16 protein-coding genes and 5 tRNA genes are annotated in these 21087 nt (G+C 59.1%); 10 read left to right on the forward strand and 11 right to left on the reverse strand.

The features are described 5' to 3' along the window. Positions 1-2 precede the first annotated feature (2 nt). From hslO to B5E56_RS07685, 9 genes are all read left to right on the forward strand, one after another. Complete coding sequence (gene hslO / locus B5E56_RS07645; RefSeq protein WP_087265601.1) at positions 3-881, forward strand: Hsp33 family molecular chaperone HslO; 879 nt, start codon at positions 3-5, stop codon at positions 879-881. 105 nt (positions 882-986) lie between these two features. Next, a tRNA-Val gene (locus B5E56_RS07650) sits at positions 987-1062 on the forward strand. A gap of 36 nt (positions 1063-1098) precedes the next feature. Then, positions 1099-1175 (forward strand) — tRNA-Asp (locus tag B5E56_RS07655). A 3-nt stretch (positions 1176-1178) separates the two neighbouring features. Then, positions 1179-1254, forward strand: a tRNA-Phe gene (locus tag B5E56_RS07660). Positions 1255-1346: 92 nt separating this feature from the next. After that, positions 1347-1422, forward strand: a tRNA-Gly gene (locus tag B5E56_RS07665). Positions 1423-1463: 41 nt separating this feature from the next. Next, positions 1464-1537: transfer RNA gene (locus B5E56_RS07670), tRNA-Cys, on the forward strand. A gap of 249 nt (positions 1538-1786) precedes the next feature. Then, positions 1787-2965: a transglutaminase domain-containing protein gene (locus tag B5E56_RS07675; protein WP_158098689.1), complete on the forward strand. Its 1179-nt coding sequence runs from the start codon at positions 1787-1789 to the stop codon at positions 2963-2965. Between the two features lie 54 nt (positions 2966-3019). Further along, positions 3020-4813: a hypothetical protein gene (locus B5E56_RS07680; protein ID WP_087389253.1), complete on the forward strand. Its 1794-nt coding sequence runs from the start codon at positions 3020-3022 to the stop codon at positions 4811-4813. Between the two features lie 95 nt (positions 4814-4908). Then, positions 4909-5388 carry a GNAT family N-acetyltransferase gene (locus B5E56_RS07685; RefSeq protein WP_158098690.1) on the forward strand — a complete coding sequence of 160 codons (480 nt, stop codon included), beginning with the start codon at positions 4909-4911 and terminating at the stop codon, positions 5386-5388. 51 nt (positions 5389-5439) lie between these two features. Here the strand turns inward: B5E56_RS07685 and purD are convergent, their stop codons facing one another. The 9 genes from purD to purE form a co-directional block, all read right to left on the reverse strand. Continuing rightward, entirely contained in the window at positions 5440-6696 is a 1257-nt protein-coding gene (gene purD, locus B5E56_RS07690) for a phosphoribosylamine--glycine ligase (RefSeq protein ID WP_087389255.1), read from the reverse strand. 242 nt (positions 6697-6938) lie between these two features. Continuing rightward, positions 6939-8111, reverse strand: a complete 1173-nt coding sequence (locus tag B5E56_RS07695; protein ID WP_087189086.1) for a phosphoribosylaminoimidazolecarboxamide formyltransferase — start codon at positions 8109-8111, stop codon at positions 6939-6941. 19 nt (positions 8112-8130) lie between these two features. Next, positions 8131-8838, reverse strand: coding sequence for an IMP cyclohydrolase (locus B5E56_RS07700; RefSeq protein WP_087189085.1), 708 nt, complete (start codon positions 8836-8838; stop codon positions 8131-8133). A 4-nt stretch (positions 8839-8842) separates the two neighbouring features. Next, positions 8843-9475, reverse strand: a complete 633-nt coding sequence (gene purN / locus B5E56_RS07705) for a phosphoribosylglycinamide formyltransferase (RefSeq protein ID WP_087389256.1) — start codon at positions 9473-9475, stop codon at positions 8843-8845. Further along, positions 9472-10515, reverse strand: a complete 1044-nt coding sequence (purM, locus tag B5E56_RS07710; protein ID WP_087389257.1) for a phosphoribosylformylglycinamidine cyclo-ligase — start codon at positions 10513-10515, stop codon at positions 9472-9474. The genes purN and purM overlap by 4 nt, the downstream gene beginning before the upstream one ends. Positions 10516-10533: 18 nt before the next feature. Further along, positions 10534-11958, reverse strand: a complete 1425-nt coding sequence (purF, locus tag B5E56_RS07715; protein WP_087389258.1) for an amidophosphoribosyltransferase — start codon at positions 11956-11958, stop codon at positions 10534-10536. Positions 11959-12010: 52 nt separating this feature from the next. Further along, the gene (locus tag B5E56_RS07720) at positions 12011-13432 is read right to left on the reverse strand and encodes an amidophosphoribosyltransferase (protein ID WP_087189081.1); all 1422 of its coding nucleotides are present in this window, start codon (positions 13430-13432) and stop codon (positions 12011-12013) included. A gap of 3 nt (positions 13433-13435) precedes the next feature. Continuing rightward, complete coding sequence (purC, locus tag B5E56_RS07725; protein ID WP_087189080.1) at positions 13436-14155, reverse strand: phosphoribosylaminoimidazolesuccinocarboxamide synthase; 720 nt, start codon at positions 14153-14155, stop codon at positions 13436-13438. Between the two features lie 37 nt (positions 14156-14192). Then, a complete protein-coding gene (gene purE / locus B5E56_RS07730) occupies positions 14193-14684 on the reverse strand; it encodes a 5-(carboxyamino)imidazole ribonucleotide mutase (protein ID WP_087189079.1) in 492 nt (163 codons plus the stop codon). Positions 14685-15065: 381 nt separating this feature from the next. On the opposite strand from purE, the gene cls reads away from it, so the two are divergent. Continuing rightward, on the forward strand, positions 15066-16598 hold the full coding sequence (gene cls / locus B5E56_RS07735) for a cardiolipin synthase (protein WP_242958837.1): 1533 nt from the start codon (positions 15066-15068) through the stop codon (positions 16596-16598). A 42-nt stretch (positions 16599-16640) separates the two neighbouring features. Here the strand turns inward: cls and B5E56_RS07740 are convergent, their stop codons facing one another. Together B5E56_RS07740 and B5E56_RS07745 are read right to left on the reverse strand one after the other, a co-directional pair. Beyond that, on the reverse strand, positions 16641-18740 hold the full coding sequence (locus tag B5E56_RS07740; protein ID WP_087389259.1) for a glycogen debranching protein: 2100 nt from the start codon (positions 18738-18740) through the stop codon (positions 16641-16643). A gap of 56 nt (positions 18741-18796) precedes the next feature. After that, a complete protein-coding gene (locus B5E56_RS07745) occupies positions 18797-21043 on the reverse strand; it encodes a hydratase (RefSeq protein WP_087389260.1) in 2247 nt (748 codons plus the stop codon). Positions 21044-21087 lie beyond the last annotated feature (44 nt).

Consider the following 21087-nt stretch of genomic DNA (forward strand, 5'->3'; position numbering starts at 1 on the left):
GTATGTCAGATTCGATCATTCGCGTTCTGGCTAAGGACGCTCCTGTCAAGGCCTCGGCCATTTCCGCCCGGGCCATGGTGGAGCGGGCCAGACAGATCCATAAGACCCTGCCGGTGGCTACTGCGGCTCTGGGCCGCTCCCTGATGGCCGCCTCCATGATGGGCAACCAGCTGAAGGAGGAAAACGGCTCTGTCACTCTGCGGATCAAGGGCGACGGACCTCTGGGGGGCATTACTGTGGTATCCGACAGCGCCGGAAATGCCAGGGGCTATGTGGTCAACCCCCTGGTTGATCTGCCTTTGAAGGGCCCTGCCAAGTTGGATGTGGGTTCTGCTGTGGGCAAGGACGGCTCTCTTACCGTCATCAAGGACATGAACATGAAGGAGCCCTATGTGGGTACCATCCCTCTGGTATCCGGTGAGATTGCCGAGGATATCACTTCTTATTTTGCGGAAAGTGAGCAGATCCCTTCCGCCTGCGCCCTGGGTGTGCTGGTGGATGTGGATCAGAGTGTACTGTGCGCTGGTGGTTATCTGATTCAGCTGCTGCCTGGTGCAGACGACAGCGTTATTACTGCTATTGAAGAGGGCATTGCCAAGGTGGGCCCCGTTACCGAGGCTATGCGCAACGGTGAGAGTGCCCGCAGCCTGGTGGAGCGTGTTCTGTCTGCCTTTGACCTGGAGGTCCTCAGTGAGGAGCCGGTGGAGTACCGCTGCTATTGCAGCCGTGAGCGGGTGACCCGCGCCCTCATCAGTATGGGCCGGGAAGAACTGGAGTCTCTCATCAAAGATCAGGGCAAAGCGGAGCTCACCTGCCAGTTTTGCGACAAGGTTTATGACTTTACAGGCGAGGAATTGCAAGGCCTTCTGAATTCGATTTGATTTTTTGAAAAAAATCGAAAAAAGTTGTTGACAACTGGGGGTCGTTCTTGTATAATAACTTTCGTCGCTTGGCCCGACAGCCAAACGAAAGTGAAAGAAGAACGAGGGAGCATAGCTCAGCTGGGAGAGCGCATGCCTTACAAGCATGATGTCACAGGTTCGAGCCCTGTTGTTCCCACCACTCCCTTTCTGGGAGCTCCCGTACCCCCTACCGTCTGGCGCGGTAGTTCAGTTGGTTAGAACGCCGGCCTGTCACGCCGGAGGTCGAGGGTTCAAGTCCCTTCCGCGTCGCCATTCGCCTCTGTAGCTCAGTTGGTAGAGCAGGGGACTGAAAATCCCCGTGTCGCTGGTTCGATTCCGGCCGGAGGCACCACCGTTCCTGGTGGATACCGCAAGGTATCCACCAGGGGCACCTTTAAAATCCAGGCATATGTGTTCCGTTCTTTTCATAGGATGGAAACAGATGCAGGTGTAGCTCATCTGGTAGAGCGCCACCTTGCCAAGGTGGAGGTAGCGAGTTCGAGCCTCGTCACCTGCTCCAAAAATGATAAAAGGAAGGTCCGCCCTTCCTTTTATCCATATGGCGACATAGCCAAGTGGTAAGGCAGAGCTCTGCAAAAGCTCCACCCCCAGTTCGAATCTGGGTGTCGCCTCCAAAAACCGACTATCGAAAGATAGTCGGTTTTCTTTTTGATTTCTTGAGCAATCAAAATGTTTGGCGTAAATGCGCCGCTCACTGCTTGGGCTGCTAGTCTTAGCTTGCATCTATATTGTTTGGATAAGAAGAGAACCGGTTATCGGAAGGTAACCGGTTTTCTTCTTTGTATATACTGGAAAATATCATATGATATGGTATAATGAGAAAAATGTAGAACAACAGTATGGTGGAGAGGGGAAGTGCGGATATGAAGAAAAAGAGAAGATCGAAGAGACGCAGGCGGAGCGCCTCCGGTGTGGTGCTGCTGATTGTTTTGTTTCTGGTGATAGGCATAGGTGTGGTGCTGGTGCGGATGCTGCTCTCGCCCAAGGAAGGGTCTGCAGCGGCCTCTCCGACTGAAACAGAATTACCCTTACCTCAGGTCACGACAAGTCTTCAGACGCCGTCTGCGGTCGTTACAGGGCGCCCTGAGAAGGAAGATCCGGAGAGCATTCTCTACCAATATCTCTATGAACAGGTAGATGGGCAGCAGCAGGTGGTGAACTTTACAGCGGAAGATATGAGCATGGAGCAAATCGGGCAAGTGCTGGAACAGCTCCAGCGTCAGCCGGAATTCTTCTGGTTGGAAGGCTACGAATTGGTTGGCAGCGGTACGGAGTATCAGGTGGAATTTGACTGGAAATATACGGATCTGACCGCCCGACGGGAACAGGTGGAGCAAGCGGAGGCCCAGGCGCTGGCTGCCATTCCGGAAGGAGCGGGAGACTATGAGACTGCCCTGAGCCTGCATGACTGGCTGTGTGATCACATTGTATATCAGAGCAGCAGCGACGGCAGCGATCAGGACCTGTACGGTGCGTTGGTAAATGGACGGTGTGTGTGTTCCGGATACAGTCAGGCCTACGTGTACCTCCTGCGCCGAGCCGGCATCCAGGCTGAGACCGTGCGAGGTACTGCTGACAATGGAACAGGTGCCCAGTCCCATGCCTGGACAAAGGTGGTTCTGGATGGGGAGGTATATTATACCGACGTGACATGGGACGACCAGGAGACACATCCGGACGGACATACTTATAGCTGGTTTGCAGTTACCAGTGAGCGTATGGCGTCTACCCATTTTGCGGAGCCGGAGCGAGGCGCGGAGATGACGCCCAGTTCCGCGGTGGCGTGCAATTACCACTACCGCAACGGCTGGGTGCTGGAGCAGTTCAACACAGAAGAACTGGTCCGGATCTTCTCCTCTCAGACTGGCGGAAGCCTTACTGTACTGGCCGCAGATGAGGCGGTATATGGTCAGCTGATGGAGTTGGTACAGGACGGGGAGGCTATGACCGCTGTGCTGGAGCAGGCAGGCTATCCGGTCAGTCAGTATACCTATTTCCACTCGGAAGGTTCGCTGTGTCTGGACCTGTTCCCGGAAGCATGAGCGAGCCTAAAAAGCTGTATGGCGGACAGGCCGCCTCACAGGAAGGAAATTGATATGTGGGCAGATTGTTGTTTTTACCTTTCGGTGCTGCTTCTGGCGGGCAGCCTGATCGCCGCTGTCAGGATATATAGAGCGCCCTATCAGCGGGGGCGGTTTCTGTCGCCGGTCAAGTGCGTCCTGGCCGGGGTATTCCTTGCTGCGGTCCTGCTGTTTCTTCCCCTTCATCTGGAGCAGCTCCCAAAGGATTTTGCGGGAGGGATAAACAGCGTACTGCTGTCCATTCACAGTACCATGAGGCTGTTTGTGCTGGATGGGGAGTTTGACGGTGTGCTGGCATTTACCTCCGCTTTACCAGACGGTGTGGTACGTACCGGGTACTCGGTTGTTGCTGCAGTGCTGTATGTACTGGCTCCCGCCCTCACCTTCGGCTTTGTCCTGTCCTTTTTTAAGAATATTTCCGCTTATCGCTCCTTGCTGTTTCACTATGGGACCGACGTTTATGTTTTTTCCGAACTGAACGAGCAGGCTCTGGTTCTGGCGCGAAGCATCCAGGAGAAGGACAGACGCTGTCTGCTTGTTTTTATGGATGTATTTGAGAACCATGAGGAGTCTATCTTTGAGCTGTGTGAGAAGGCAAGAGAGCTGAAGGCGGTCTGCTTCAAAAAGGACATCGTTGATATCAGTTGGAACGTCCACAGCAAGAGAAGCTGTGTGTCTTTATTTGCGATAGGGGAGAATGAGTCTGAAAATATTGAGCAGTCCATCAAGTTGGTGGAGGCGTATAAAAACCTCCCCAATTTCCGCTTGTATGTTTTTTCCACCAGGGTGGAAAGCGAGGTTTTGTTCCAGACTGCTGTGGATGGCGGAATGCGGGTCCGGAGAGTGAATGTAATCCGCTCTCTGATCAGTCAGACCCTGTACCGGGAAGGCGGTTCTCTGTTTGAGGGAGCCATAGACTGCGGGACTCATAAGCTGATATCGGTGGTACTGATTGGTTTGGGCCGGTATGGCACGGAGATGCTGAAAGCCTTATCCTGGTTCTGTCAAATGGACGGGTATCAGGTAAAAATTCACGTCTTTGACCAGAGAAATGACGCAGAGGAGCGGTTTACCGCGCTGTGTCCGGAGCTGATGGCGCCGGAGCGCAACGGAACCGACACGCCGGGCGAAGCGCAGTATCATATTGTGATCCATGGGAGAATGGACGTGCAGACTGCCCGGTATGCGGACTGCTTTCATACCATCGGACCAATCAGCCACGTCTTTGTAGCGCTGGGGGATGATGGCCGGAACGTTGAGGCGGCGATCAATGCCAGAATCATGTGTGAACGTCAAGGACAGCATCCTACAATTCAGACCATTGTATATGATCCTTTGAAGAAAAAGGCATTGGAGGGGATCACCGATTACCGGGGCAATCGGTATCGCATTTCCTTCATTGGGGATTTGAATGAATCCTATTCTCAAGAAGTCATTCTGGACTCGGAGTTGGAACAGGCTGCATTGGAGCGGCATCTGAAATGGGGAACAGAGAGCGCCTTTTGGGCATACGAATTTAACTATCGTTCTTCCGTTGCTGCGGCGATCCATTTGAAAATGAGGATCTTATGCGGAATCCCTGGGGCTTCAAAAAAGGAAAGTGAGCTGACTCCGGAGGAGCGGAGGACCATTGAGGAGCTGGAGCACAGGCGCTGGAACGCCTATATGCGGTCCGAGGGCTACCGGTTCAGCGGATCTGTCTCACCGGAGAGCAGAAATGATCTGGCAAAGCTCCACCATGATCTGGTTCCCTTTGTGAAGCTCAGCGAGGAAGAGAAACGAAAGGACTCCCGTGTGGGGACGGCCTGAATTGACGCAAGCGTCTTGTCAGCCTCTGAATATCGGCGTATACTGAGAGCGAATTAAGATATCCGCACCGACGGATGAAAAGGAGCGAGAAGATAGTGGAACAGATCTGCATACGCCCCATGGAGGAGAACCAGGTGGCTGAGGTATCGGCCCTCATTGGCCGGGTGCTGCTGGAGGTCAATATTCGGGACTATCCCCGCGAAGCGCTGATGGAGTTTGTGGAGTATTACAGTCCAGAAGGTGTGGCTGCCATCCCCAAATCAGGCGGACACAGCTATGTAGCCATGCTGGGGGATGAGCTGCTGGCCTGTGGCTCTGTGGCGCCTATGGAGGACCGGCCGGGGGAGTGCGAGATCAGGGCCCTGTTTGTACGGCCTGACTGGGAAGGCAAGGGTGTGGGCAGAAAATTGGTACAGACTCTGGAGGCCGACCCGCTGTTCCGGGCGGCCAAGCGTGTGGCGGTTTCCGCTTCTCTGACCTCCCACGAGTTCTATTTGAAACTGGGCTATCGCTATCAAGATGGGATTAAAGTCTGCGAGGACAATGACCACTACTGGATGGAGAAATTCAACTAAGAAAAAAGCCTCCGGCCGGGATTTCCCGGCCGGAGGCTTTTTTTATAGCTTTTATACCCGACCAATGTCAGTGCGGAAGTGCATATCCTGGAAGTGGATGTGCTTGGCGGCGGCGTAAGCGCCGTCGATAGCCTCATCCAGATTGTCACCCACGGCGGTGACGCCCAGAACACGACCGCCATTGGTAACGATATCACCGTTGTCGTTCAGCTTGGTACCGGCGTGGAATACCACGGCAGTCTCGCCGGCCTCGTCCAGACCGGTGATGGGGTAACCCTTCTGATAGCTGCCGGGGTAGCCGCCGGAGGCCAGCACCAGGCAGCAGGCCGCGCCGGGCTTCCAGCGGATATCCATCTTGTTGAGCTGGCCCTCACGGCAGGCGGCGAAGATCTCCATCAGGTCGGAGTCCAGCAGAGAGAGGACGGCCTGACACTCGGGATCGCCGAAGCGGGCGTTGTACTCCACCACCTTGGGACCCTCGGGAGTGATCATGAGGCCGAAGTAGATGACGCCCTTGAAGGGGCGGCCCTCCGCCTTCAGTGCCGCTACAGTGGGCAGGAAGATGTCCCGCATACACTGAATGGCCACGGCAGCGGTGTAGTTGGGGGAGGGGGAGATAGCGCCCATGCCGCCGGTGTTGGGGCCCTGGTTGCCGTCATAGGCCCGCTTATGGTCCTGAGAGGAGGGCATACACAAAATATGCTCTCCATCGCAGAAGGCCAGCACGGTGACCTCGGGGCCGGTCATGCACTCCTCGATGACGACCTTGGCCCCAGCCTCGCCGAAGCGGTGATCGCTCATCATGGAGCGGACGGCCTCCTTGGCCTCCTCCACAGTCTGGGCCACAATGACACCCTTGCCCAGAGCCAGGCCGTCGGCCTTGACCACGATGGGGGCGCCCTGAGCTTCCACATAGGCCAGAGCGGCGTCCATGTCGGTAAAGGTCTCATATTTGGCGGTGGGGATGTTGTACTTCTTCATCAGGTTCTTGGAGAAGATTTTGCTGGCCTCAATGATGGCGGCGTCCGCGGTGGGGCCGAAGGCGGGAATACCCGCCGCCTCCATGGCGTCCACCATGCCCAGAGCCAGGGGATCATCGGGGGCTACCACCACAAAATCCATGGCGTGGCTCTTGGCCCACTTCACCATGCCGTCCACGTCGGTGGCGGCGATGGGGACGCACTGGGCGATGGATTCAATGCCGCCGTTGCCGGGGGCACAATAGAGCCGGGTGACATGGGGGCTCTGGGACAGCTTCCAGCAGATGGCGTGCTCCCGCCCGCCTCCGCCTACGACTAATACCTTCATGTTCAAACCTCGTTTCGTTACCCCCGTCCTTTTCGCGTAGCGAAAAGCTTTTTCGCGGAGGGTGTTGCGCTCCGTGACCCCGGAGCGAAAAAATCAGATGTATGTCTGGGAGAATTCACTTCTCCCAGACATACCCCGACCCGCGCCGTGGGCGCGAAACCGGGGGTATCGCAGAACTGCGCCAATGTACATTGGCGCAGTTCTGCGTATCCAGGGGGTATTGGATACCCCCTGGAACTGGTTTAATGGTGGAACAGCCGCATCCCGGTAAAGGCCATGACAATGCCGTACTTATTGCAGGTGGCAATGACGTGGTCGTCCCGGATGGAGCCGCCGGGCTGCACGATGTAGGACACGCCGGACTTGCGGGCCCGCTCCACGTTGTCACCGAAGGGGAAGAAGGCGTCGGAACCCACGGTCACACCGGACTGGGTAGCGATCCAGGCCTTTTTCTCCTCAGCGGTGAGCACCTCGGGCTTGACCTTGAAGGTGTTCTGCCACACGCCCTCGGCCAGCACATCCTCGTACTCGTCGGAGATGTACACGTCGATGGCGTTGTCCCGATCGGGGCGGCGGATGCCGTCCACGAACTGGAGGCCCAGAACCTTGGGATGCTGGCGCAGCAGCCAGTTGTCCGCTTTGTTGCCTGCCAGACGGGTGCAGTGGATGCGGCTCTGTTGGCCGGCACCCACACCGATGGCCTGACCGTCCTTCACATAGCACACCGAGTTGGACTGGGTGTACTTCAGGGTGATCAAGGAGATGAGCATATCCCGCTTGGCGTGCTCGGGCAGCTCTTTGTTGTCGGTAACGATGTTGTTCAGCAGGTCGGCGTTGATCTCATAGTTGTTGCGGCCCTGCTCAAAGGTGATGCCGAACACGTCCTTGTGTTCGATGGCCTTGGGGACGTAGTTGGGATCGATCTCCACCACGTTGTAGCCGCCCTTGCGCTTGGTCTTGAGGATGGCCAGGGCCTCCTCAGTGTAGCCGGGGGCGATGACGCCGTCGGACACCTCCAGAGCCAGATAGCGGGCGGTCTGGGCGTCGCACACGTCGGACAGGGCGGCCCAGTCGCCGTAGGAGCACAGCCGGTCGGCGCCACGGGCCTTCACATAGGCGCAGGCGATAGGGGACAGGTCCATGTCCTCCGCAAAGTAGATCTTCTTCTCCACGTCGGTGAGGGGAGTGCCCACAGCAGCGCCTGCGGGGGAGACGTGCTTGAAGGAAGCGGCGGCGGGCAGGCCGGTGGCCTCCTTCAGCTCCTTGACCAGCTGCCAGGAGTTCAGCGCGTCCAGAAAGTTGATGTAGCCCGGTTTGCCGTTAAGCACCTTGATGGGCAGCTCGCCGGACTCCATAAAGATGCGGGCAGGCTTCTGGTTAGGGTTGCAGCCGTATTTCAGCTCCAGTTCGGTCATGTTCTGTGCTTCCTCCTTCTTACTGATGCTTGTTGAGGATGACGGTCTCCCAGTTGCCGGTCATGATGTCGATATAGCGCACAAAGAGGGAGACCTTGTTCTCCTCATTGAGGCTGTTCCAGATCAGCTGGGCAAATTCCTCGGGAGTCTCGCTGGTGATGGCGATCTGCTCCGGCTCACCCTCGAAGGAGGGCAGGGGATTGCCGTCTCCCATGTAGGTGTGGATGAAGTGGCCCTGACCGGCCAGGGGCTTCTCATAGGCATAGAAGTAGCGGCGGCAGGAGGCGGGATCGCCGTCGGCGCTCTTCAGGATGGAGAGCACATAGTCGCCGTCCTTCTTTACCAGACCGGAAATACGGGGGGTGTAGTTGGGCTCATCCGGCTCGAAGGTGCGGGTATGCAGGGCCTGAGAGAAGGTCTTGCCGGCGGCCAGGCCCTCCCGGATGGTGTCGGTCTGGTCACCGTTGGTGACAATGGTGGAGGCGCCGAACACCCGGACTGGATTGTAGATGATGAGGGAGGGGTCGGTCATCTTGGAGGGATCAAAGGCCTGGGTGCGGATGCCGTCGGGGGTCTCCACAAACACACGGTTGCGGGAGTTCTCGCTGCGGCCCATGATGAAGTAGGCGATGACCGCCTTGGTGTCGTCGGCGGAGCGGCCCAGCACGATGCCGCGGCCGGGATAGGGATTGCTTTGCAGCAGTTGGGTCAGGTCCAGCGTTTTCATAACATCATTCCCCTTCTTTGATGGTAACGATCCGTCCCTCCACGGAGAGGCGGCCTTGACAGAACAGAGCGACGGCCTGGGGCAGAATATGCCACTCAGCCTGCTCCATGACCCGGCGCTGGAGTACCTCGGGGGTGTCGCCGGGCAGAATGTCCACCGCTTTCTGGAGGACGATGGGGCCGCCGTCGGGCTCCTCATTCACAAAGTGAACGGTGGCGCCAGTGACCTTCACACCGTAGGCCAGGGCCTTTTCGTGGACGTGAAGGCCATAATAGCCCGCCCCGCAGAAGGACGGGATGAGAGCGGGATGGACGTTGAGGATGGCGTTGGGATAGGCTTGCACCATTTCCTCGGTCAGAATGTGCATGAAACCGGCCAGCACCACCAGATCGATGCCCAGCTCCTTCAGCTTGGCCACCAGGGCCTGGGTCATGGCACGGTTGGAGTCGTAGTCCTTCCGGGCTATCACATAGCCGGGGATACCGGCGTTTTTGGCTCGCTCCAGGGCATAGGCGTCAGCTTTGGAGGAGATGACGGCGGCCAGTTCTCCGCCGCCCAGCTCACCCCGGTCCCGGGCACCAATGAGGGCCTGGAGATTGGTCCCGCCGCCGGAGACCAGTACAGCGATTCGGGTCATACCAGTTCCACCCCGGCGTCGCCGTCAACCACAGAGCCGATGACGTAGGCCTGCTCGCCGGCCTGGGCCAGCAGTTCCATGGCCTGCTCCGCCTGAGCGGCGGGAAGGGCCAGGATCATGCCGATGCCCATGTTGAAGGTGTTGTACATATCCCGGGTGGGAATGCCGCCCTTCTTTTCGATGAGGTCGAAGATGGGCAGGCGGGGGAAGGAGTCCAGCTTAATCTGAGCGGTGAGGCCCTCGGTCATCATACGGGGCACGTTCTCGTAGAAGCCGCCGCCGGTGATATGGCTGATGGCGTGAACGTCGATGCCGCCTTTCAGCAGGGCCAGGATCGCTTTGACATAGATGCGGGTGGGAGTGAGCAGGGTCTCACCCAGGCTCTTGCCGCCCAGCTCCTCCATGGGGGAGGTCAGGTCGGCGTGCTCCACGTCCAGCACCTTACGGACCAGGGAGAAGCCGTTGGAGTGGACGCCGGTGGAGGCCAGACCGATGAGGGTATCGCCTGCGGCCAGGGCCTTGCCGTCGATGATCTTCTCCTCGTCTACAATGCCAACAGAGAAACCGGCCACATCGTAGTCATCCTCCGCCATCAGGCCGGGATGTTCGGCGGTCTCGCCGCCTACCAAGGCGCAGTCAGCCTGGCGGCAGCCCTCGGTGATACCGGCCACGATGTCGGCGATGCGGGCGGGATCGTTCTTGCCGCAGGCAATGTAGTCCAGGAAGAAGAGGGGAGTGGCGCCGCCGCAGATGATATCGTTGACGCACATGGCCACGCAGTCGATGCCGATGGTGTCATGCTTGTTCATCAGCTGGGCCAGGCGCAGCTTGGTGCCCACGCCGTCGGTGCCGGACACCAGCACGGGCTTCTTCATGCCCGCCATATCGGGGGCAAACAGACCGCCAAAGCCGCCCAGGGTGCCCATGACGCCGGGGATATAAGTGGATTCCACCATGGGCTTGATGCGCTCTACCGACTCATAGCCGGCGGTCACGTCCACGCCGGCGGCGGCGTAGGACTCAGAGTGAGAATTTTTCATACGGAGAAACCTCCTCGATTATTGGGTTTGACCGATTTTCTGTTCAAAACGGAATTTTTCCCGGGCTTCCGGTACGGGCACCGGATAGGTGCCGGTGAAGCAGCCGTCGCAGAAGGTGCAGCCGCAGCCGTTGGCCAATTTATGGACGCTGTCCACGCTGAGGTAGCCCAGGGAGTCGGCGCCGATGATCTTGGCGATCTCCTCCACCGTGTGATTGCAGGCGATGAGATGATCCCGGGAGTCGATATCGGTACCGAAGTAGCAGGGATGGAGGAAAGGGGGCGCGGAGACCCGCATATGGACCTCTGTGGCCCCGGCCTCCCGCAGCAGCCCCACGATGCGGGCGGAAGTAGTACCCCGGACGATGGAGTCGTCGATGATGACTACCCGCTTGCCCCGCACTACGGAGGAAATGGGGTTGAGCTTGATACGCACCTTGTCCTCCCGGTTTTTCTGGCCGGGGGCGATGAAGGTGCGGGCGATATACTTGTTCTTGATGAAGCCGGTGCCGTAGGGGATGCCGGACTGCCGGGCATAGCCGATGGCGGCATCGATGCCGGAGTCGGGCACGCCGATCACGATGTCGGCCTGGACCGGATGCTCCAGGGCCAGGAAGGCTCCTGCACGGAGCCGAGCCTCGTGGACGCCGGCACCGTCGATCACCGAGTCAGGCCGGGCAAAGTAGATAAACTCAAACACACACAGGCTGCTCTTGGCCTTGCCGCAGTGGGTCCGTATGCTCCGCAGGCCGGACTGGTCGGCGATGACGATTTCGCCGGGTTCCACATCCCGGAGGAAGTGGGCGCCGATGGCGTCCAGAGCGCAACTCTCCGAGGCGAACACATAGCCGCCGTCCAGGGTGCCGATGCACAGAGGCCGGAAGCCGTTGGGGTCCCGGGCGGCGATCAGCTTGCGGGGGGAGAGGAGCACCAGGGAATAGGCCCCCTGGATCACATCCATGGCGGCGGACACGGCCTCCTCGATGGAGGGGGCTTTCAGCCGGGCGCCGGTGATGGTGTAGGCGATGACCTCGGTGTCGCTGGTGGTGTGGAAGATGGCGCCGGACAGCTCCAGCTTCTCCCGCAGCTCGGCGGCGTTGGTCAGGTTGCCGTTGTGGGCCAGAGCCATGGAACCCTTCACATGGTTGATGACCATGGGCTGGGCATTGGTACGGCTCTTGCGGCCGGTGGTGGCGTAGCGCACATGGCCCACGGCCATACTGCCGGGACCCAGGTGCTCCAGAACTTCAGGGGTAAATACTTCGCTGACCAGTCCCACGTCCTTGTGGCTGGTGATGACGCCATCGTCATTGATGGCCATACCGGCGCTCTCCTGGCCCCGGTGTTGGAGGGCATAGAGCGCGTTGTAAGTAACAGAGGCGGCGTGGGTCATACCGGCCACACATACGCCGAAAACACCACATTCTTCATGAATTGTTGCCATGGCTTTTCTTCCTTTGCGTCAGGGGCTTGGACGTGGAAACCGGACGGACCGGTTATTCCTTACCGGTCCAGCAGTAGGTGCAGATCTTGTCGCGGTCGATGCCGATGGCCTCCAGCAGGCCATCCAGAGACTGATAGCCCAGGGAATCAAAGCCCATTTCCTTACAGATGGCCTTGAGCATACACTGGCCTCGCTCTGTGGAGGAGTCGGCATATTCCTCCAGGTGCTGCTGCCCCTCGTCACCCTCCAGGTTCTGGATGGTGCGCCGGGCCAGCAGCTCCATGTCGGAGTTGCTGCGGGAGAAGTTCAGATATTTGCAGCCGTACATGATGGGGGGGCAGGCCGAGCGCATATGAACTTCTTCAGCACCAGACTCGTAGAGAAATTCTACGGTTTCTCTCAGCTGGGTGCCGCGGACAATGGAGTCGTCCACAAAGAGCAGCTTCTTGCCCTCGATGAGCTCGGGCACGGGAATCTGCTTCATTTTGGCCACCTGGTTGCGGGCCGCCTGATTGGCGGGCATGAAGGAGCGGGGCCAGGTGGGGGTGTATTTGACGAAGGGGCGGGCAAAGGGCTTACCGCTGCGGTTGGCAAAGCCGATGGCGTGGGGCACGCCGGAGTCAGGCACACCGGCCACGTAGTCCACCTTGGGCAGCTGGCCCTTCTGGACCTCGTCCCGGGCCATGATCTCGCCGTTGCGGTAGCGCATAACCTCCACGTTGACTCCCTCGTAGTTGGAGTTGGGGTAGCCGTAGTAGGTCCACAGGAAGGCGCAGATCTTCATTTTGTCTCCGGCAGGGGCCAGGGTCTCCCAGCCTCTGGCGGTTACCTTGACCACCTCGCCGGGGCCAAGCTCGTAGGCGTCGATGTAGCCCAGCTTGTGGTAGGCGAAGGATTCAAAGGAGACGCAGCAGCCCTCATCGTTCTGGCCGATGAGTACCGGCAGACGGCCCAGCTTGTCCCGAGCGGCGATGATGCCGTCGGGGGTGAGGATAAGCATGGTGCAGGAGCCGTCAATCTCCTCCTGGGCGTGGCGGATGCCGGACACCAGGTCGTCCTTCTGGTTGATAAGGGCGGCAGCCAGTTCGGTAGCGTTTACCTTACCAGAACTCATGGCCATAAACTGGTGGCCATGGTCGGAAAAGTACCGCTCAATCAGCGCCTCGGAGTTGTTGATGATGCCTACCGTAATGATGGCGTACAGACCCAGATGGGAGCGTACCAGGAGGGGCTGAGGGTCGGTGTCGCTGATGCAGCCGATGGCGGAACAGCCCTTGAACTCGGCCAGGTCTTTGTCGAACTTGGTACGGAAGGGGGTGTTCTCGATATTGTGGATCTGGCGCTGAAAACCGATCTTGGGATCATAGACTGCCATGCCGCCCCGCTTGGTACCCAGGTGGGAATGGTAGTCGGTGCCGAAGAACACGTCCATGACGCAGTCGCGCTTAGAGATAGTGCCAAAGAAACCGCCCATGCCTTACTTGTCCCCCATCAGACGGCGCATGACCTCTTCATAGGCCTCTTCGGCGCCGCCCAGATCCCGGCGGAAGCGGTCCTTGTCCAGCTTCTCGTGGGTCTTCTCATCCCACAGGCGGCAGGTGTCGGGGGAGATCTCGTCGGCCAGCACGATGGTGCCGTCGGCGGTCTTGCCGAACTCCAGCTTGAAGTCCACCAGATCGATGCCGATCTCCTTCATGAAGCCCTTCAGCAGGTCGTTGACAGCAAAGGCGTACTTCTTGATGAGCTCGATCTCTTCCTTGGTGGCCAGCTTCAGGGCCAGAGCGTGATAGTCGTTGATGAGGGGATCGCCCAGGTCGTCGTTCTTATAGGAGAACTCGATGGTGGGCTCGTCAAACACGATGCCCTCCTCCACGCCATAGCGCTTGGCGAAGGAACCGGCGGAAATGTTGCGGATAATGACCTCCAGGGGGACGATGGATACCTTCTTCACGGCGGTCTCGCGGTCGCTGAGCTCCTCCACATAGTGGGTAGGCACGCCCTTCTCCTCCAGGCGGCGCATCAGGTTGTTGGTCATGCGGTTGTTGATGGCGCCCTTACCGGTGATGGTGCCCTTCTTCAGGCCGTTGAAAGCGGTAGCGTCGTCCTTGTAGGACACAATGACCACCTGGGGATCGTTGCTGGCGAAAACCTTCTTAGCCTTGCCTTCGTAGAGCTGCTCTTTCTTCTCGTAAGCCATGACGTGATGCTCCTTTTTCTATTCTAAATTGATTTGATTACAGTTTTTCTACAATATGGCGGTCTTTTTCCATCACTTCTTCCGCCATGCGGGCCTTGAACTGGACCAGCTTGTCGGTCAGTTCGGGATCGGACAGGGCCAGCATCTGAGCGGCCAGGATAGCGGCGTTGTCAGCGCCATCCACCGCCACGCAGGCCACGGGGATGCCCTTGGGCATCTGGACCATGGACAGCAGAGAGTCCAGACCGCCCATCATGGATGTCTTGATGGGAACGCCGATGACGGGCAGGGTGGTGTAGGCGGCCAGCACACCGGCCAGATGGGCGGCCTTGCCGGCAGCGGCAATGATAACACCGAAACCGTTTTCCATGGCGTGGGAGGCCAGTTCCTCAGCGGCGGCAGGGGTGCGGTGGGCGGAAATAATGCGGACCTCAGCGGGAATGCCGAAGGACTGCAAACGCTGGATGCAGGGGCGCATGGTGTCCAGATCGGAGTCGGAACCCATGACAACAGCAACTTTTTTGCTCATAAGACCCTCCTGTATACCTAAAAATTTTTCAGGGCTGGAAAAAATAAATCAGGGCATCCGGTATACGGATGCCCTGACGGTTTCAGACCCTGAGGTTGGACAGGTTGGTGCCGTGGATGGATCGCCAGTTTGCGTAAAACCAGTGCAGTGATGACATCCCCGTACCTCCCCATTTGTTTGATTCATGTAAAATAATATCGGATTTTTTTGTGCTTGGCAAGGGCACTGGTGGATTTTTGTCTTGTTATACAACTTTGACGAAAAAAGGAAGGGGTACGTTGTGGAAGAAGAGAGGAACCGCTCCGAAAGAGGTTGCGTTCCGGAGCGGCAGAGGCTATACTTGCCATAGAAAGAATCCGTCGAAAAGGGGAGGTGGCCCGAGTGAAATCCAGCCGGAACGAGACGGTAAAAAACAGTGTGGGACGAGCGCTGTTCGTGGCTCTCAGCGTACTGCTCCAGGTGGCCTGGATCGTAGGGCTGGTGCTGCTGCTCAACGACTATTATTATGCTATCTCTCTTATCACCAACGTGCTGGCCTTCCTGGTGGTGCTCAATCTCTATGGCAAGCAGATGACCGGCCCCATGAAGGCGTCCTGGATCATTTTGATCCTCTTTTTCCCTGTGATGGGTCTGTGCATCTATCTGATGTTTGGACGTCCCAACTGTACCCGTGTCATGCGCCGGCGGTTTGAGCGCCTCCAGCAGCGGACCCAGGACCTCCTGTCCGACGGCGAGGCGGTGCTGGCCCGGGTGGAGGAGCGGGACAAGGGGATCGCCAATCAGCTGCGCTATCTCTCACGACGGGCCGGGTTTCCAGCCTATGAGAATACCGATGTAGAGTATTATGCCACGGCGGAAGAGGGGCTGGAAGCCCAGAAGCAGGCCCTGCGGCAGGCCGAACACTTTATCTTTATGGAGTACCACGCCATTGAGGACTCCGAATCCTTCCACGGCCTGGAGGAGATTCTGGTGGAGAAGGTCCGGCAGGGTGTGGAAGTGCGGCTGCTGTACGACGACATGGGTAGCATGGGCTTTATCAGCCCGGCTTTCATCAAGCGGATGGAAAAGCTGGGCATCCAGTGCCGGGTATTCAATCCCCTGATGCCGGTACTCAATATTTTTATGAACAACCGGGATCACCGGAAGATTACCGTCATTGACGGCAAGGTGGGCTTTACGGGCGGTTACAATCTGGCGGACGAGTACTTTAACCTGACGCATCCCTTTGGTTGGTGGAAAGACACAGGGGTCAAGCTGACGGGGGATGCGGTGCCCAGTCTGACGGTGATGTTTCTGACCATGTGGAACGGAATCAAGGAGACCGACAAGGACTTTGCCCCCTACCTGTCCAAAGTGGACTATCAGGCCAGGGAGCGGTGCGTGGTGGTCCCTTATGGGGACAGCCCTCTGGACGATGAACAGGTGGGGGAGACGGTCTACCTGAATATGGTCAAAAACGCCAAGGACTATGTATATGTCATTACGCCCTACCTGATTTTGGACGACGAGCTCATCTCGGAGTTGACCCTGGCGGCCATGCGGGGGGTGGAGGTGCGGATCATCACTCCCGGTATCCCGGATAAAAAGCTGGTCTACAAGGTGACCCGCTCCTATTATGGATGCCTGGCGGACCGTGGCGTGCGGATTTTTGAGTATACCCCCGGCTTCTGCCACGCCAAGATGATGCTGTGCGACGGGGAGACGGCGGCAGTGGGTACCATCAATCTGGATTATCGCAGCCTGTATCTCCACTTTGAAAACGGTGTGTTCCTCTATGACTGCAAGGCGGTGGAAGATGTGGGGAAGGATTTTGTGGAGACCTTTGCCCAGTGCCGGGAGGTCACAAAGGATTACCGGGGCAGGAAGCTGGGCCTGGGCCGGACGCTGCTCAGGCTCTTTGCCCCCTTGATGTAACAGAAAAAGCCTGCCGGAAATTTTCCGGCAGGCTTTTTTGAATCAACTGCGTCCGCTGACCGCATGAAAGACGGCCACCGAGCGGGGGCCCATCTGCAGTCCATTGCCGCTGAACAGGGGGCCGGCGCCAAAGGGATCAGGGCAGGCGGTGTGGAGCACCAGACTCCACCGCAGGCCGGAGGGCAGCTCAGGCAGGCCCTGCCAATGTGCCTCCCAGTGGGAATTGACCGCCAGCAGAATCAGGTCGTCGGCGGTGTCGTCCTGGTTCCGGCCGGTGAAGAGCACGCCGATCTGCCGGGTCTGCTCATCCATCTTGGCGTTCCAGGCTGCCCCGTTGTGAAGGGACACCGAGGGCCAGCCGCACCGGGCAGGGGCGGTCTCTCCGCGGATAATGGGGTGTGCTTTGCGGAAGGCGATCATTTGCGAGACAAAGTGGAACAGATCCTGGTGGTTTTCCAGCCGGGACCAGTCCAGCCAGGAAATCTCGTTGTCCTGACAGTAGGCGTTGTTGTTGCCAAACTGGGTGTTGGCAAACTCGTCACCCGCCAGGAACATGGGGGTGCCCCGGCTGCACAGCAGCACGGCAAAGGCGTTTTTCATCAGCCGGTCACGGAGGGACAGCACCGCCGGGTCCTCGGTGTCCCCCTCCACGCCGCAGTTCCAGCTGTTGTTGTCGTTGGCCCCGTCGGTGTTGCCCCAGCCGTTGGCCTCGTTGTGCTTGACGTCGTAGGAGTACAGGTCGTACAGGGTAAAGCCGTCGTGGCAGGTGAGAAAGTTCACCGAGGCGTTCTGCCGCTGGGAGGGGGGATACAGGTCGGCGGAGCCGGTGATGCGCTGGACCGCCGCCCAGGCCAGACCTCCGTCTCCCTTCAGGAAGCAGCGCAGGTCGTCCCGGTACTTGCCGTTCCATTCTGCCCACCGGTTCCAGGAGGGAAAGGACCCCACCTGATACAGTCCGCCGGCGTCCCAGGCCTCGGCAATGAGCTTCACCCGGCCCAGAATGGGGTCGAAGGCCAGGCTCTCCAGCAGGGGCGGCTCAGACAGGGGAGCGCCGTCGGTGTCCCGGCCCAGAATGGAGGCAAGGTCAAACCGGAATCCGTCCACCCGGTACTCCACCACCCAATACCGCAGGCAGTCCAGAATGAACTGACGCACCACCGGATGGTTGCAGTTCAGGGTGTTGCCCACGCCGGAGAAGTTATAATATTTGCCGTCGGGGGTGAGCATATAGTAGATGTTGTTGTCCAGACCCTTGAAGGAGAAGAAGGGGCCCTGCTCGTTGCCTTCGGCGGTGTGGTTGACCACCACGTCCAGAATAACCTCAATGCCGTGCTCGTTGAGGGTGCGGATTAGATGCTTGAGCTGGGTGCCCTCGTGGTTGAACTCCGGAGTGGCGGTGTAGCTGGTGTTGGGGGCGAAGAAGCAGACGGTGTTGTAGCCCCAGTAGTTGAGTAGCTGGCGGCCGTCCACGATGCGCTCGTCGGCCATCTCGTCAAACTCAAAGATGGGCATCAGCTCCACTGTGTTGACCCCCAGCTCCAGCAGATAGGGCAGCTTCTCCAGCAGGCCCTCAAAGGTGCCGGGGTGCTTGACACCGGAGGAGGGATGCTGGGTAAAGCCCCGGACGTGGGTCTCATAAATGATCATATCCCGGAAGGGGAGATGGGGGTCGTGGAAGTCCCCCCAGTCAAAGATATCCTCCACCACCCGGGCGTGGTAGGAGCAGCCGGGGGTCTGGTTCACGCCCCAGATGCTCTGGCCGGTGACCGCCCGTGCATAGGGGTCCAGCAGGTATTTGGTTTTGTCAAAGAGCAGGCCCCGGTCCGGGTCATTGGGACCGTCCATCCGATAGGCATATTCGATCTCGTAGATGTCCAGGTCAAAAACGATCATGGAGAAGGTGTTGCCGATACGGAAGTTATCGGGAAAGGGCAGGATGGCAAAGGGTTCCTGCTGGGTGCGGCGGAAGAGGCACAGCTCGCAGTAGGTGGCGTTGATGGAGTGGATGGTGAAGCTGACTCCGCCGGGCACCACGTTGGCGCCATTCAGCAGAAACAGGCCGGGCCGCACCCGGAAGCCGGAGATGTTGTTGGTGGCGGCCAGGGGTTTGGCGGGCAGCAGAGGGGTAGGCTTTGGGACCATGGGAAAGTCTCCTTTAAAAAAGAGGGGCGCTGCATCGGTGTGCAGCGCCCCGGCTTTTATTTGGCGTAGTAGTTGATGAGGCAGCCCGCCAAAACAATATCACGTTCTTCGCGGGTCATACCGGGCAGCTTCAGGGTGACGGTGTGCTCCGTACCGTTCTGGATAAGGACGGCGGGGATGACATCGGCGCCGCTGTCCAGGGCGGTGCGGACGCCGGGGATGTACAGCTTGTCGCCGGGCTGGATGTTCCAGTCCTTTACGTCCTCGTTGATGAAGGGCAGCATACCCCAGTTCACCACGTTGGAGCGGTAGCGCTTGGTGGCATACTCAGCAGCCAGGTTGGCTACGCCGCCCAGCACACGCTGGCAGGAGGCAGCCTGCTCACGGGCGGAGCCGTCGCCGGGCTTGAGGGCCATGACCAGGGAGCCCAGGCCGGTGTTGGCGGGATCGTGGCCCATCAGGGCCTCCTTCACCTCGGGGGCCTCGGGGTTGGTACGGCGCAGCTTCTCCACAGCCAGCACTTCTTTGGCCCGGGGCACATACTGGGGGTCCTTCCGGCTCAGAGCGAACTCAGACAGCTTGATGGGGTTGGAGCGGTAGGAGGAGGTCTCGCCGGAGGGGATCAGCTCATCGGTGGTAGTGACGGGATCGTAGATGGCGGAGCAAACGGTGAGCAGCAGGTTGTCGGGCAGAGCCACCTGCTCCGGCCAGTCGGCGATGTTGGGACCAAAGACCAGCTCCTGGCTGGGATCAGCCTTGCCCACGCCGAAGTACACCCGGGCCTTGTAGGGAGTGTCGTCATAGGCGAAGGGCTCCACGGCGGGATCAGCGGGGGCGTTGGGCAGCTCGTCGGCTCCGGTGAGGGCGCCGCCGTTGAGGGCGGTAGCGGCGATGGAACGGGCGTCCATCAGGGCCACATAGGACACCTGGCCATCGGAAGGCTTGGAGCCCTCCCGGTTGGGGAAGTTGCGGGTGGAGTGGCGGATGGAGAAGGCTCCGTTGGCAGGCACGTCGCCGGCGCCGAAGCAAGGACCGCAGAAGCAGGAGCGGATGGAAGCGCCAGCCGCCATCAGGGAGGCGATGTAGCCCCGGCGGGTCAGCTCCAGGTTGACAGGCTGGCTGGTGGGGTAGACGGACAGCCAGAAGGCGTCGGAGCCGATGGCGTGGCCGTCCAGCACCTGGGCCGCCCGGACAATGTTCTGATAGGTGCCGCCGGAGCAGCCGGCGATGACACCCTGATCCACCATGAACTTGCCGTCCACGATCTTGTCCAGCAGGGAGGCAGGCTTGCTCTTCAGCTTCAGCTGGCGCATAGTGTCCTCGTCCACCTGGTGGAGGAGGTCGGCCATGTTCTCCTTAAACTCCTGGATGGTGTAAGCGTTGGAGGGATGGAAGGGCAGGGCGATCATGGGCCGGATCTTGTCCAGCTCCACATGGATGACGCCGTCATAGTAGGCACCGTCAGCGGGGGCCTGGGGCTTGAACTCGCCGCCGCGGCCCAGCACCGCCAGGTGGTCCTTCAGGGTGTCGTCGGCCACCCACACGGAGGACAGGCAGGTGGTCTCAGTGGTCATGACGTCGATGCCGGAGCGGTAGTCCATGGACAGGTTGGCCACGCCGGGGCCGAAGAACTCCATGACGGCATTCTTGACAGTACCGTCTTTGAAGGTGGAGCGGATCAGCTCCAGGGCCACGTCCTGGGGACCCACGCCGGGGATGGGGGCGCCGGTGAGATAGATGGCAATGACCTTGGGATAGCTGATGTTGTAGGTCTTTTCCAGCAGCTGCCGGGCCAGCTCGGGACCGCCCTCACCGATGGCCATGGTGCCATAGGCGCCGTAGCGGGTGTGAGAGTCGGAGCCCAGGATCATCTTGCCGGGGGCAGCGTACCGCTCCCTCATGTAGGAGTGGATGACGCTCTGGTGAGCGGGGACGAACTCGCCGCCGTATTTCTTGGCGGCGGACAGGCCGAACACATGGTCGTCCTCATTGATGGTGCCGCCCACGGCGCACAGGGAGTTGTGGCAGTTGGTAAGCACATAGGGCAGCGGGAACTCCTTCATACCGGAGGCCCGGGCGGTCTGAATGATGCCGACGTAGGTGATGTCATGGGAGGCCATGGCGTCGAACTTGATGGCCAGACTGTCCATAGAATCGCTGGTGTTATGGGCCTTCAGAATGGAATAGGCCATGGTGCCTTTCTTTGCCTCCTCGGGAGCGGGCAGGCCGGCGGCGGGGCCGTCCTGGACAGGCACAAAGGCGTTGTTTTTATAGTAGACGCCCTGACGGGTGATGTTCAGCATATGATTCCCTCCGATGCTCTTGAATTATCTTTCATCATACCAAC

This window comes from Flavonifractor sp. An112 (assembly GCF_002161085.1).
In the GTDB taxonomy this organism is placed as follows: domain Bacteria; phylum Bacillota; class Clostridia; order Oscillospirales; family Oscillospiraceae; genus Flavonifractor; species Flavonifractor avicola.

Bases quoted from the DNA above. Each gene is read 5' to 3' on its own strand.
- purF (WP_087389258.1), bottom strand. From the start codon at position 11,958: ATGGCAACAATTCATGAAGAATGTGGTGTTTTCGGCGTATGTGTGGCC.
- B5E56_RS07745 (WP_087389260.1), bottom strand. From the start codon at position 21,043: ATGCTGAACATCACCCGTCAGGGCGTCTACTATAAAAACAACGCCTTT.
- purE (WP_087189079.1), bottom strand. From the start codon at position 14,684: ATGAGCAAAAAAGTTGCTGTTGTCATGGGTTCCGACTCCGATCTGGAC.
- B5E56_RS07675 (WP_158098689.1), top strand. From the start codon at position 1,787: ATGAAGAAAAAGAGAAGATCGAAGAGACGCAGGCGGAGCGCCTCCGGT.
- B5E56_RS07680 (WP_087389253.1), top strand. From the start codon at position 3,020: ATGTGGGCAGATTGTTGTTTTTACCTTTCGGTGCTGCTTCTGGCGGGC.
- purD (WP_087389255.1), bottom strand. From the start codon at position 6,696: ATGAAGGTATTAGTCGTAGGCGGAGGCGGGCGGGAGCACGCCATCTGC.
- B5E56_RS07695 (WP_087189086.1), bottom strand. From the start codon at position 8,111: ATGACCGAACTGGAGCTGAAATACGGCTGCAACCCTAACCAGAAGCCT.
- B5E56_RS07720 (WP_087189081.1), bottom strand. From the start codon at position 13,432: ATGGGCGGTTTCTTTGGCACTATCTCTAAGCGCGACTGCGTCATGGAC.
- purN (WP_087389256.1), bottom strand. From the start codon at position 9,475: ATGACCCGAATCGCTGTACTGGTCTCCGGCGGCGGGACCAATCTCCAG.
- B5E56_RS07700 (WP_087189085.1), bottom strand. From the start codon at position 8,838: ATGAAAACGCTGGACCTGACCCAACTGCTGCAAAGCAATCCCTATCCC.
- purM (WP_087389257.1), bottom strand. From the start codon at position 10,515: ATGAAAAATTCTCACTCTGAGTCCTACGCCGCCGCCGGCGTGGACGTG.
- B5E56_RS07740 (WP_087389259.1), bottom strand. From the start codon at position 18,740: ATGGTCCCAAAGCCTACCCCTCTGCTGCCCGCCAAACCCCTGGCCGCC.
- hslO (WP_087265601.1), top strand. From the start codon at position 3: ATGTCAGATTCGATCATTCGCGTTCTGGCTAAGGACGCTCCTGTCAAG.
- purC (WP_087189080.1), bottom strand. From the start codon at position 14,155: ATGGCTTACGAGAAGAAAGAGCAGCTCTACGAAGGCAAGGCTAAGAAG.